The following is a 12,768-nucleotide window of genomic DNA, read 5'->3' as shown; positions in this document are numbered from 1 at the left end:
TTAATCCAATAAATGATTGATCTTAAGAAACCTTATACCAGCGAAACTAACTAAAATCAGACACCTTCTATCATGAATTCTATTGCTGCTTTTATATCGTCATCTGAACAATCGCCACAGGTTCCTCGTGGAGGCATAGAACCAAGTCCATTGAGTGCGTTATGCAATACTTCGTCGATTCCTTTTTCCAATCGCGGTGACCAATCAGCGGCATCATGCAGTTTAGGAGCATTTAACACACCTGATGCATGGCAAGCGAAACAAGCGGTATTATATATGTCTTCACCAGAACGAGGACCTGAAGCTGCAGCCGAGTCTGCTTTAGCACCCGCAACATGCACAGAACCAACTGGCGCAATACGGGATTTGATATCTTCCTCAGACATGTTTTGCGCTTGTACGGCAAACATCAACAAACTTCCAACTAACACGCTCAACAACGCTTTTAATTTCACAATAATCTCCAACGATCTAAATTTAAATTTTGTCACTCACCAAAGAATAACAAATTATAGCGAGTTATTGATACTGAACAACAATTTACTTTGCAATTGCCATCTATCTTCACTCAAAAACTACTTATTTTACGGATTTAACCCTATTTTGCCGATTTCAACTCAGCAAAATCATCATTTCAACCGTAAATACATTGATAAACTTTCTAAGATTACACGGCTGATAAGTTGTTTCAAAGAAAACTTATCGATATTTTACGTAAATTAGCGCTAAAAAGTGCAATTATTCTATTGCACAATTTTTTTCAAGACCCATATTGAACTATGCAAATGAACTTGTTTGATTGCTTTTTATAATTATTAATATTTCTATCTAAGCAGTGTTCGTTTTAAACCGAAAAAAGGAGCCGTAAATGTTAAGAATATTTCTGTTTTTAGGTACAAATATAGCCATCATAGCGTTATTGAGCGTGACATTTAGTCTTTTGGGGTTTCAAGGGTTACTGGCAGAAAATGGGGTTGATTTAGACCTAACTGCGCTAATGATTTATGCTGGAGTTATTGGCTTTAGCGGGGCCTTTATTTCTTTGTTTCTTTCCAAGTTTATGGCCAAACGCTCAATGGGGGTTCATGTTATTGAACAACCAGTAGATACGACTCAGCGATGGCTTGTAGATACGGTAAGGCGGCAAGCTGAAATGGCGGGTATTGGAATGCCTGAAGTTGGACTTTTTAATAGTCAATCTCCTAATGCATTTGCGACAGGCTGGAATCGCAACAATGCGTTAGTCGCAGTTAGTACTGGGCTTCTTTCACATATGAACAAAAATGAAGTTGAGGCAGTACTGGCTCACGAAGTGAGTCACGTCGCTAATGGTGACATGGTCACTATGACCCTAATTCAAGGTGTGGTGAACACTTTTGTCGTTTTTCTATCTAGAGTCATTGGGCATGTCGTTGATCGAGTGGTTTTTAAGGTTGAAAGAGGTCATGGTCCGGCTTTTTGGATCGTCTCTATTATTGCTGAAATTATTCTCGGCTTTTTAGCGATGATGTTAGTGATGTGGTTTTCTCGATATAGAGAGTTTAGAGCAGATGAAGGTGGTGCGAAACTCGCGGGTAGGGCAAATATGATTGCGGCCCTAGCTAAATTGAAAAGTTTTCAGGGAACCCCTGATATGCCTGACGAAATGGCTGCTTTTGCGATTAATGCAGGAAAAATACAAAAGCTATTTTCAAGTCATCCGCCATTGGAAAAACGTATTGAAAACCTGAGAGCTGGTTAATCCAGCTCTGCAAAATCTAATCAAAATAACTTTTCAGGTAAGCCTTTAATACTCGCTAAAGGAAACACTTAAAAAGCAAAACTAGTTTGAATTCTGCGTTCGGTGCTATGGTTTTTATTTTTCGATTTCGCTAGCATTCTTAGATTATCCAAACGCCTGATAAGGCTATCAAATTGTTGGTCTCGGACGGCCCTATCTTTATTCTTTTGTTCAATTCTTTGTTGCTGTATTTCACTGCGAGTGGATTCACATATTGAATCGTGTAAATTAATTAATTCTCGTGTCATAACATCCTCTCAATATTGTACTGTGTTTTTGTACAGTATAATATTGATTGATATTTAGTCAATAATTTCGATTAATAAATTATTTTTAAAATAACGGGGCTATATTCTGTTATCCAAGACGCGCTCTGTTTGTTCGGACTCACGCTTGACTAAAATAAAGGTAATAATCATTTTAGTTGGAAGTGACATAATCATTCCCACTGCCACACAGGCTGCACTGATGATGATTCCGTCTATTCCCATCTCATCAATTGTTTGACTAAAAAGATGTAAATAAATCCCTAACATAATTAAACATAATCCCGAGATCATCACCACTTTGAGTAACGTCATTACTTTTGAATTCGTCATCATGGTTTCCCCTTATATGTGAATCTTTGAATTGTATTTAATCAGTAATTCATAAGGTCACATTGATCTAGGTCAGTTTAATAACAAGTTTTGCTCAACGGAAATTCGAACCGCGCGGGTATTGATATCGTTATTATTGAATCCGCTCTCTACGTATTAAAATTATCTAGAACAAATAATTAACAAGCACTTAGAGCATCTTTGGTAGCGCGCAAACAGTCTTTGATTTCTTAATTGTTAATATTTAGTTAAGCGTATAGCGGTTTTCATAATGCTAATTCAATTGCCCCTATCTTTTTTAGGACCTACCTTTCATTGTCAGGTTAGCCGCTAAGCCTTTTGTTTAAAGGTTTTCAGTAAAGCATCGTAAAGCGGTGAATTTGGAGGGTGTAAATAAATAGTTAATAAAAGTTTCATTTTCGATGATTATTAGTTGACGACCACATTTTCGTGCTCTATTCTAATGAAAGCGCTTACATTTTGCTTGTTATTACAATAATTTTACAACCTTAGGGTGGCATAAGCAGGACGTGCGCGGGTGAAAAATGTAGTAATGAGTACAATCAAGGTAGTTTTTGGGAGAAAACAACATGACTAAAACAAGGTTTGCAAAAACCCATCTAGCAACGAGCCTTTCGCTCGTTTTAGGGGCTTCACTGTGCGCACCACTAGCTGCACAAGAAGCTGAAGACTTAGAGGTTATCCAAGTAACAGGTTTACGGGGAAGTTTACAAGAGGCTGCGGCCATAAAACGCTCGTCAGCTGGTGTAGTTGACGCTATTTCTGCTGAAGATATCGGTAAATTCCCTGACACCAACTTAGCAGAATCGCTGCAACGTATAACCGGTGTTTCGATCAGTCGTACTAATGGTGAAGGCTCTGAAGTTACTGTCCGCGGTTTTGCGGGTGGAAACAACATGATTACCTTAAACGGTAGAACAATGCCTGCAGCAATAACCTATGGTGCAGGCTCAGGTGCGGATGGTACAACTAAAAGTGGAAACACGCGCTCATTCGATTTTGCAAACCTAGCATCGGAAAGTATCAGAGCTGTAGAAGTATACAAAACAGGTAAAGCGAACATTGCAACTGGTGGAATTGGTGCAACCATTAATATAATCACCGCTAAACCACTTGATCAAGAAGGTTTTGTGGCTACTGTCGGCGCAAAAGCGGTACACGATACTACCAACCGTACTGGTGATGATCTTACCCCTGAATTATCTACTATTGTAAGCTACGCTAATGATGAGAAAACATTTGGTGTGAGTTTGTCTGCTGTGCATCAAGAACGTGATTCAGGTTATACCGGCGCCACTGTGAATAACTGGAATATTGACTATTGGGATGATATCGCCGATCCGGATAGAATGTGGAATAACAACACCACAGCAAACTATGTTAATGCTCCAGAGCAGGGACAGCTTTATGCGCGTCCCAATGACATCCGTTATGCATTTTCAAATACCCAAAGAACTCGCGACAATATGCAGCTAACATTGCAGTTTGCACCAACGGATGACTTTAAAGCGTCATTAGACTACACCTTTGCTGAAAACGAAATTGTTGAGCAACGTGGTGAAATTGGTAACTGGCTGCAAATCGGTACAAATACCGGGACGGTAGAGTTCGATAATTCTGCTGTGAAAACACCCATCTATATATCTGAAACCTATGCTGGAGGTGTAGATGAAGGGTACGAGCAACAGTGGCGTGAACAGACGAATACACTAGATTCGATTGGTGTGAACTTTGAATACAATGTTAATGATGATTTTAAAATCATGTTTGATGCGCACGACTCAACGATGCATAGTCGGGGGACAGGTCCAAGAGGTTCCGGCGAACTGGCGGTAGGTTTAGGGGCGCCAACAGTGACCTCAAGAGAATGGTTTTGGGATGGTGACTTGCCTACCTACACTAATGTATATGACGACAGCATTCGAGGTGCAAACAATAACGGGCAAGTGGATGCCGGTGATGTAGGTTCGTCGATTGCTCGCATTAGAAACGCCAGCCAAGAGTCTAAAATCACCCAGTATAAACTTGACGCTACTTACTTCCTAGACAGCGGTCATTTTGATTTTGGTGTGGAAGCTCGTGAAATGGAATCTCGCTCATTTCAAACTGCCGGCAACAACATTGCTTTGGGTAATTGGGGGGTCGCTAACCCTGGTGAATTCGGTGACTTGATTCAACCGTTTGATTTGCCGGGTGAGTTTGACGACTTTACCACAAACTCTGGTGGTTATGGTTTCATTGCTAACGCGCCTGATTTGTATACTGCAGCAGAAGCTCTTTATCCTGGTATTCCAGCTGGAACCGAGGACGCATTGTCATTCGACGATACGATACAAGAAGATTCCTTAGCCGCTTACGTTCAAGTCGCCTTAGAAGGTGAAATCGGAGAAATGCCATTTAGCATCTTAACCGGTGTGCGTTATGAAACTACAGACGTGACTTCGACTTCATTAATTAGTCGTAACTACTTTCAATGGGAAGACAATAATGACGTAGTGTCATATGTGGATGGTTCAGAAACCAGTTATGTTACGGCAGAAAGTGACTATGACTTTTTATTACCGAGCCTGGATTTAAAACTTGAGATTAAAGATGATTTAATCGGTCGCTTCTCATATAGCAAAACAATTGCTCGAGCAGGGTTTGGAAGTTTAGGTGTATCTGCTTCAAACTTTGCTGGCGGTGGTGGTTCAACATTGTTGGGTGCGCAACCAACAGCGGATGCGTCAAATCCTGCCTTATTACCTTTGGAGTCGTCTAACGTCGATTTATCATTGGAATGGTACTACGATGAAACAAGTTATGTTTCAGCCGGTTTGTTCCAAAAAGATGTGGTTAATTTCTTAGGTAGCCGTCAAGTTGACCAACCACTACTAGGTATTCGTGATGTAACTGGCGGTCCCCGTGCCGAGGCTGCCGTTCAAGCGCTAGCCGACCGCGGTATTGCACTTGATGACACATCACTTTACGCCATGATGGTATTGCTAAGTCAACCAGAAGCCTTCCCTGGTGGAGCTGATGATTACACTGGTTCGCCAGAACAAATTCAACAGTTAGCCGAAACCGAAGGTTGGGATTTGGTCGCAAATGAGGATGATCCTGAAGTCATTTTCCGTACTAATACACCAGACAATAACCGAGCAGCCAAAATTTATGGCGCTGAATTTGCGGTACAACACTTCTTTGGTGATACAGGCTTTGGTGTGCAGGCTAACTATACGTTTGTACGCGGAGATGTGGGCTTTGATAACGAAGCGGATCCTAACCAGTCGCAATTTGCTTTAGTGGGTTTGAGTGATACGGCTAACTTAGTGGCTATGTACGAAAAAGATGGTTTCCAAGCACGTGTTGCCCTTAACTGGCGTGATAAATACTTGGCAGAAGTGAATAAAGGTAGTTCTAATAACCCGCGTTATGTGGAGTCTTATACTCAACTTGATGTAAACGTTAGCTACGATATTAACGACCAATTCACAGTGTTCTTTGAAGGTTTGAATATAACTGAAGAAGACATCCGTGAACACGCTCGAAACGAAACGCAATTATGGTATGCAACCGATTTAGGTGCACGCTATCAAATGGGGGCTCGTTACAAGTTCTAAGGCGGTATGAAACGGCAAACAACACCAGTGGTGGTGTTTGCCATCGTCCATATGCCGCTGTTTATTGCGGCTTTTGTTTTTGTAAATATTTGAATAGGATTTGAAGATGTAGCACACTGACACTTCTTATTTTGTTCAATTAAATATGAATATTTTCATTTTTAATTTACTGGTTTGAAATAACCAACGAGCAAAAAATTATTGAGGAAATACAATGGCCAAACATGTGCTTTTGAATAATGTGCAGCATAAAGATACTAAGGTGCTTGCGCATTATGCTAAAGAGTTTGCCGACGATGTAGCCAGCGTATTGGTTTTCCCACTAGAATTTGTTGAATTACAAAAAGAATATCCAATCTTTTTCCAATTAGACCAACAGACGGGTAAATATCAATGTGTTGTTATGCTTGGTTTGCAAAAAGATGAAAACCTTTTCCTAAGCGATACAACTCCTTCAGGTTGGGACGCTAACTACATACCAGCTATGATTGAACGAGGGCCTTTTTTAATCGGTTTTCAGCAACAAGATCCCCATTCAGATCCGTCTCCGGTTATACACATTGATATGCAACATCCCAAGGTGTCCACCGACAAAGGGCAGCCATTATTTCTCGAGCATGGCGGTAACAGTCCTTATTTGAATCATATCGCTACCCGATTGCAGTCTATTCACGAGGGCATGGCAATCCAAGATGCAATGTTTAATAGTTTCCTAAGTTGCGAGTTGATTGAGCCGGTTAATATCGAATTTGATTTAAACAACGGCGAAAAGTGCAAAGTATCTGGAAATTTTACGATTAATGAGGAGAAACTAAGAGCGCTGTCAGCAGAGCAACTTTTTGAGCTTAATCAATCGGGATATTTACAGTTTGCGTACGCGGCAGTGGCATCTGTTACTAATATTAGAAAATTGATTCATCGTAAAAACGCCACATTTGCTTAATAAGCAGAGCTTAGAGTACCTATGTTAAACATCACCAAACAAACTGAAGTTATTGAAAATTGTCAGTCAGGGGAGGTGCCTAATGATATTCATCAGTATAGCCACCCTGTAGTACTCAAAGGTGTGGTTAAGCATTGGAAGCTGGTGGAAGTAGGTTTGGAATCTGCGCAAAAAAGCGTTGACTATTTAAAGTCGTTTTATAATGGTAAGTCAGTATTTGCTTACTTTGGCAATCCTGATATAGAAGGGAAGTACGCCTACAATGAAAATGCAACTGAGTTAAATTATGAGTCTAAACGGGCACAAGTAGATGAGGTGCTCGACCTTATAATGGAACATCTTTACGATCAGCGCCCACCAGGATATTACATTGCATCAAATGTTATTGATTTGAATTTCCCTGGACTTCGCGCTGACAATGATTTGCATATTCCTGTTATCCAAAAACAGCATGCGACCGAACCCCCGATACCCAGTATTTGGATTGGCAACAAGTCAATTGCTCGCTGTCACTACGATGCTTCTGACAATATTGCTTGCGTTGTCACCGGAAAACGGCGTTTTATTACTTTCCCACCGGATCAAATTGCGAACTTATATCCCGGCCCCTTAGCTCCTACACCAGGTGGCCCGGCGATTACTATGGTGGATTTGCACAATCCTGATTATGAAAAATACCCGAAAATTAAACAAGCATTAGCCCACGGACAAGTCGCGGAATTAGAACCGGGCGATGGTATCTATATTCCGAGTATGTGGTGGCATCAAGTCGAGGCGCTAAGCCCATATAATGTGTTAGTCAATTATTGGTGGAGTAATGCGGAAAAGTATATGGGGGCTGCGATGAATGTGTTGTACCACGCGATGCTAAGTCTTCGCGATAAACCGGCACATGAAAAGGCAGGTTGGAAGCATATATTTGATTACTATATTTTTGGTGAGGGTGAGCAACCTACAGCGCATTTACCGCCTGAAGCCCATGGTTTTTTAGCGCCCATGAATGAAATGATGTCACGCCAACTTCGTGCCATGTTAATCAATAAACTAAATCGATAAATGGATCGCAAAGGTGAGCAGAAGGTGAACAGAAAAATCAAAAATGTGGTTATTGCTGGCGGTGGAACCGCTGGTTGGATAGCTGCCGCAGCATTGGCTAAACAGATGCCTTCCGTCATCAATGTGACCTTGGTGGAGTCTGAAGAAATCGGTACCGTTGGCGTCGGTGAGGCAACTATTCCGCCCATGCGAGTATTCAATAAACTGTTGGGCATTGATGAGTCTCAGTTTATGGCAGAAACGTCAGCTACCTTTAAGCTAGGCATTCAATTTGATAATTGGGGTAAGCAAGGAGATAGCTATATTCATTCATTCGGTATGACAGGTAAAGAAAGCTTTATTGCTCCATTTCATCACTTCTGGCTATACGGAAAAGAACAGGGCGTTGCAAAGGACTTTGGTAAATACTGTTTTGAATTGGAAGCTGCTAAGGCCAATAAATTTGCGCTTTCAGATAAGTCATCTATCAATTATGCATACCACTTAGATTCCAGTAAATATGCCGCTTATTTGCGTAAGTTTAGCGAATTTCGAGGAGTGAAAAGGATAGAAGGAAAAATTGCCGCAGTAAATAAAGACCCCAAAAACGGTTTTATCACTAGCTTAAAATTGGATTCAGGACAGTTAGTCGAGGGCGATTTATTTATTGATTGTACCGGCTTTCGAGGTTTGCTAATCGAGCAAGCGTTACATACGGGTTATGAAGATTGGTCGCATTGGTTACCTTGTGATAGTGCGATTGCGGTACAAACTAAGTCGGTAGGGGAAGTATCTCCAATCACTCGTTCTATTGCTCATCACAGTGGCTGGCAATGGCGGATTCCATTACAACATAGGGTTGGAAATGGCATTGTTTATTGCAGCAAGTACATGACTGATGAACAAGCTAAAGAGTATCTCTTATCGAATATTGAGGGCGAGGTTATTACCGAGCCCAGAGTGATAAAATATCGCACAGGTAGGCGTCGTAAACATTGGAATAAAAACTGTCTAGCCCTTGGTTTGGCTAGCGGTTTTGTGGAGCCTTTGGAATCAACCAGTATTCATCTCATTATGATGGGCATTATCCGCTTACTCAGGCTTTTCCCTTGTGGGGAAATATCCGATTCGGTAATTGATGAATACAATCAACAAGCCACCGACGAGATCGAAAAAATCCGTGATTTCATCGTCTTGCACTATCATGTTACTCAACGGCAAGACAGCGAATTTTGGCGACATTGTAAAAGCATGGAGGTGCCAGAGAGTCTGGCTCATCGAATACGGCTGTTTACCGATCACGCCCATGCATTTCAAGCCGATGGTGAATTGTTTAGAGTCGATTCTTGGACACAAGTTATGCTTGGTCAAGGGATTGAGCCGAAACAATACCATCCCAGTGTTCAGGGAATGCCGGTGATGGAGTTAGAAAAGTTCTTATCTTCACTGGAACAATCAATATCTAAGGCGGTTTCCCAATTACCTAGTCATCAACGTTTTATTCAACAATATTGTAGCCCACCCAATTAACGATGATGAGTTTGTAGTAAAAATCAACAAAACAGGTATTGGGGATAGAATAATTCCAGCATTTACATTTTTTTAACGTTAAGCATTGCTTTTTATTGCGAATCCAACTAACCTCTAAATGTAAGCGCTTTCATTTAGGTGGTTTTCGTTATAGTTTTCGCGCTTAACACTTTGTTGACCATCAAAAAGATACCGATTAACCATTAACAGAATTAGTAATTATCAAATCATGAGCAACCTTTCCTTACCATCTTCATCAAAATTACTGGACCATGACTTCGTGTTCGGTGTAGCAACGTCTTCTTTCCAAATTGAAGGAGCAGCGGACAGCAGATTAGAATCAATTTGGGACACTTTTTGTGCTACACCCGGTAAAATCTCCGATGCTTCTAACGGGCTGGTGGCATGTGAGCATGTTAAGTTTTGGCGCGAAGATGTGGAGTTGATTGACTCTTTAGGCGTGGATGCCTATCGATTTTCCATCTCTTGGCCTAGGGTGGTCAAAAAAGACGGTTCTCTAAACGATAAAGGGATGCAGTTTTACATTGATTTGGTGGAAGAGTTAGTTAAGCGCAACATCAAACCCTTTGTCACTTTATATCATTGGGATTTGCCTCAGCACTTAGAAGAAAAGGGTGGTTGGCTGAATCGTGAAACCGCATTTCATTTCGAGCATTACGTGAATTTAGTTGCTAAAGCTTTGGGAGACCGAGTATACGCGTACGCTACCTTAAACGAACCATTTTGTTCAGCTTACCTAGGTTATGAAAATGGTGTGCACGCACCGGGTAAAACGGGACAAGCAAACGGTAGGAAGTCAGCCCATCATTTACTGTTAGCTCACGGTCTTGGCATACGCGCATTGCGTCGAAATTGTCCCGATACTAAGGCTGGAATTGTACTTAATTTCACCCCCTGCTATCCAGAGACTCAGGTGGCTGAAGATATAAAGGCAGCGAAAATAGCCGATGATTATATTAATCAGTGGTACATGCGACCCGTTATGGAAGGGCTCTATCCAGATGTGGTTGAGCTAATTGAACCACAAAACCGACCTGATATTTTACCGGGCGATATGGACTTGATTAGCCAGCGCTTAGATTTCTTAGGAGTAAATTTTTATACCAGACTAAAATATCGCAGCGATGGCAAAGGCTGGTATGAAGAGCTTCAACCTAAAGGTGTAGTCACTACTGACATGGGGTGGGAAGTTTACCCTAAAGCACTTTCTGAGCTCTTAATATCTCTTCATCAACGTTATACACTGCCACCAGTTTACATCACTGAAAATGGTGCGGCGATGCAGGATGAAATTAAACACGGCAGAGTGAATGATCAAGACAGAATTGACTACTTTCAATCACATCTCAATGCTGTTGATGACGCCTCCCAGCAGGGTGTTGATATCGCCGGTTATTTCGCCTGGAGTTTGATGGATAACTTTGAGTGGGCAGAAGGTTACGAGAAGCGGTTTGGTATTGTGTATGTTGACTATCTTACCCAGAGTCGCACTATTAAAGACAGTGGACTTGCCTATAAACAACTGATTACTAGTAGGTAGCAAAGTAAATGATGCAAAGCGAAATAACCAAACTGCCAATAATTGAAAAAGTCGGTTACGCCATGGGGGATGCCGCCGCTAATTTAGTCTGGCGCGGGGCGCTTGCTTATTTAGCTGTTTTTTATACTGATACGTTCGGTTTGACTGCCGCAGCGGCCGCATTGTTGTTCCTCGTGGTCAGACTATCTGATGGTATAACCGATATCATTATGGGGATGATTGCCGATCGCACAGATACTCGGTGGGGCAAGTTCAGACCGTGGATTTTATTTTCTACGCCATTACTTGGCCTATTCATGGTGCTATGTTTTACCACACCAGAATGGTCAGCGAGTAACAAGCTAATCTACGCCTATGTCACTTATATCGGCTTAACACTCTGTTATACCCTCAATAATGTGCCTTATTCGGCTTTAATGGGAGTGATGACCGAATGTGATGTTGAACGGACCAGTTTATCTGCGTATCGCTTCGCCGGCGCATTCTTTGGTGGTTTGGTGGTTATGGGGTTTTTACCGTATTTCGTCGACTTATTTGGCCAAGGTAATGATGTACAGGGTTATCAATCAACGATGTATCTGTTTGCTGGAATATTGGTTGCGTTAATGGTCTTTACGTTTTTATCCACTAAAGAGCGAGTGAAACCTGTAGTCAATAACACCTCAGGGTTGAAAACTGAGCTGTGGGATCTGACTAAAAATCTGCCGTTTATTTTATTACCTTTGATGAGTATTAGTCTGTTTTTCTATTACCGTAACGTATTAACCGGTGTGATATTTGCGGTTGTTATTGTTGGGACTTGGATACTAATAAACCGCTTTCTGGCCAAACCCAGAGAGCAAATTAGCTCGACTCAACAGGATATGATTGACCTGATAACTAATAAACCTTGGTTAATCTTGTTAGGTATGGGCTTTTTAACCATGATGTTTAATGGCATCAAATACGGTGTGATTGCCTATTACTTTAAGTACGTTATTGGTGATGAATTGATGACAGGTCAATTCTTCGTAGCCCTGTTAGTGGTATCTATTTTTGGTGCATTAAGCACATCGTTTCTCGCTCGTGTTTTTGGTCGTAGAGTACTGTTTATTGGTTCATTAGTTATTGGCAGTATACTAACTATTTGCTTTTACTGGGTGCCTGAAGGAAATGTCACCTTAGTGTTTGTGCTAGGTTGTTCCGCAGAATTCTTTGCAGCTATTTTTCCTACTTTGTTCTTTTCGATGTTAGGGGATTCCGCTGATTATTCTGAATGGAAAAACGGACGAAGAGCAACGGGTTTAGTCTATTCTGCAGGTACATTTGTGCAGAAAACTGGCGGAGGGTTCGCAGGAGCATTAGTGCTGGTAGTATTGTCTAGTTATGGCTACGACGGTATGGACCAAACGACAGTTGCAGATAGCTTACCTGGTATTAAATTGTTGATGAGCTGGATACCTGGATTTTTTGGTATAGCTGCTGCAATTTTGATGTTGTTTTATCCCCTTACCGATAAACAACAGAAAAAAATTACTCTAGAACTCAAGGGGCAAAGAGCATTGGCGTAGTTTTTTCTAATCAGTAGTATCCTTGCCTGATTGCCCTAAACTTTACACACATCGGATGTTTTGTAATGCCGCATAATTATTCATTACAAGGTGGCGATTGTATAGTAGGCTAGCTATCCTCTAGTCTCAGGGCGAATATTAGCAAAA

10 protein-coding genes are annotated in these 12,768 nt (G+C 41.3%); 7 read left to right on the top strand and 3 right to left on the bottom strand.

Going from position 1 to position 12,768, the window contains the following annotated elements; genetic code table 11:
• Positions 1 to 56: 56 nt before the first annotated feature.
• The gene (locus Q4567_RS08585; RefSeq protein ID WP_216049346.1) at positions 57 to 455 is read right to left on the bottom strand and encodes a cytochrome c5 family protein; all 399 of its coding nucleotides are present in this window, start codon (positions 453 to 455) and stop codon (positions 57 to 59) included.
• Positions 456 to 868: 413 nt separating this feature from the next.
• On the opposite strand from Q4567_RS08585, the gene htpX reads away from it, so the two are divergent.
• Positions 869 to 1,741 carry a protease HtpX gene (gene htpX, locus Q4567_RS08580; RefSeq protein WP_216049345.1) on the top strand — a complete coding sequence of 291 codons (873 nt, stop codon included), beginning with the start codon at positions 869 to 871 and terminating at the stop codon, positions 1,739 to 1,741.
• 68 nt (positions 1,742 to 1,809) lie between these two features.
• Here htpX and Q4567_RS08575 read toward each other — a convergent pair whose 3' ends face one another.
• Together Q4567_RS08575 and Q4567_RS08570 are read right to left on the bottom strand one after the other, a co-directional pair.
• A complete protein-coding gene (locus Q4567_RS08575) occupies positions 1,810 to 2,028 on the bottom strand; it encodes a hypothetical protein (RefSeq protein ID WP_216049344.1) in 219 nt (72 codons plus the stop codon).
• A 99-nt stretch (positions 2,029 to 2,127) separates the two neighbouring features.
• On the bottom strand, positions 2,128 to 2,379 hold the full coding sequence (locus tag Q4567_RS08570; protein WP_303500124.1) for a hypothetical protein: 252 nt from the start codon (positions 2,377 to 2,379) through the stop codon (positions 2,128 to 2,130).
• A 590-nt stretch (positions 2,380 to 2,969) separates the two neighbouring features.
• Here Q4567_RS08570 and Q4567_RS08565 point away from each other — a divergent pair.
• The 6 genes from Q4567_RS08565 (at position 2,970) to Q4567_RS08540 (ending at position 12,621) form a co-directional block, all read left to right on the top strand.
• Entirely contained in the window at positions 2,970 to 6,002 is a 3,033-nt protein-coding gene (locus Q4567_RS08565; protein WP_216049343.1) for a TonB-dependent receptor, read from the top strand.
• A 214-nt stretch (positions 6,003 to 6,216) separates the two neighbouring features.
• Entirely contained in the window at positions 6,217 to 6,945 is a 729-nt protein-coding gene (locus tag Q4567_RS08560; RefSeq protein ID WP_303500085.1) for a SapC family protein, read from the top strand.
• 21 nt (positions 6,946 to 6,966) lie between these two features.
• Entirely contained in the window at positions 6,967 to 8,001 is a 1,035-nt protein-coding gene (locus Q4567_RS08555; protein WP_216049341.1) for a cupin-like domain-containing protein, read from the top strand.
• Positions 8,002 to 9,510 (top strand): tryptophan halogenase family protein, encoded by a 1,509-nt coding sequence (locus Q4567_RS08550; RefSeq protein ID WP_303500084.1) that lies wholly within the window; start codon positions 8,002 to 8,004, stop codon positions 9,508 to 9,510.
• Positions 9,511 to 9,739: 229 nt separating this feature from the next.
• The gene (locus tag Q4567_RS08545; RefSeq protein WP_303500083.1) at positions 9,740 to 11,071 is read left to right on the top strand and encodes a GH1 family beta-glucosidase; all 1,332 of its coding nucleotides are present in this window, start codon (positions 9,740 to 9,742) and stop codon (positions 11,069 to 11,071) included.
• A gap of 23 nt (positions 11,072 to 11,094) precedes the next feature.
• A complete protein-coding gene (locus Q4567_RS08540; protein WP_303500122.1) occupies positions 11,095 to 12,621 on the top strand; it encodes an MFS transporter in 1,527 nt (508 codons plus the stop codon).
• Positions 12,622 to 12,768: the final 147 nt, after the last annotated feature.

It is taken from the genome of Aliiglaciecola sp. 2_MG-2023 (assembly GCF_030548145.1).
Taxonomy (GTDB): Bacteria; Pseudomonadota; Gammaproteobacteria; order Enterobacterales; family Alteromonadaceae; genus Aliiglaciecola; species Aliiglaciecola lipolytica_A.
Note: the sequence above shows the minus strand (reverse complement) of the source record. Positions and strands in the feature narration are given on the sequence as shown.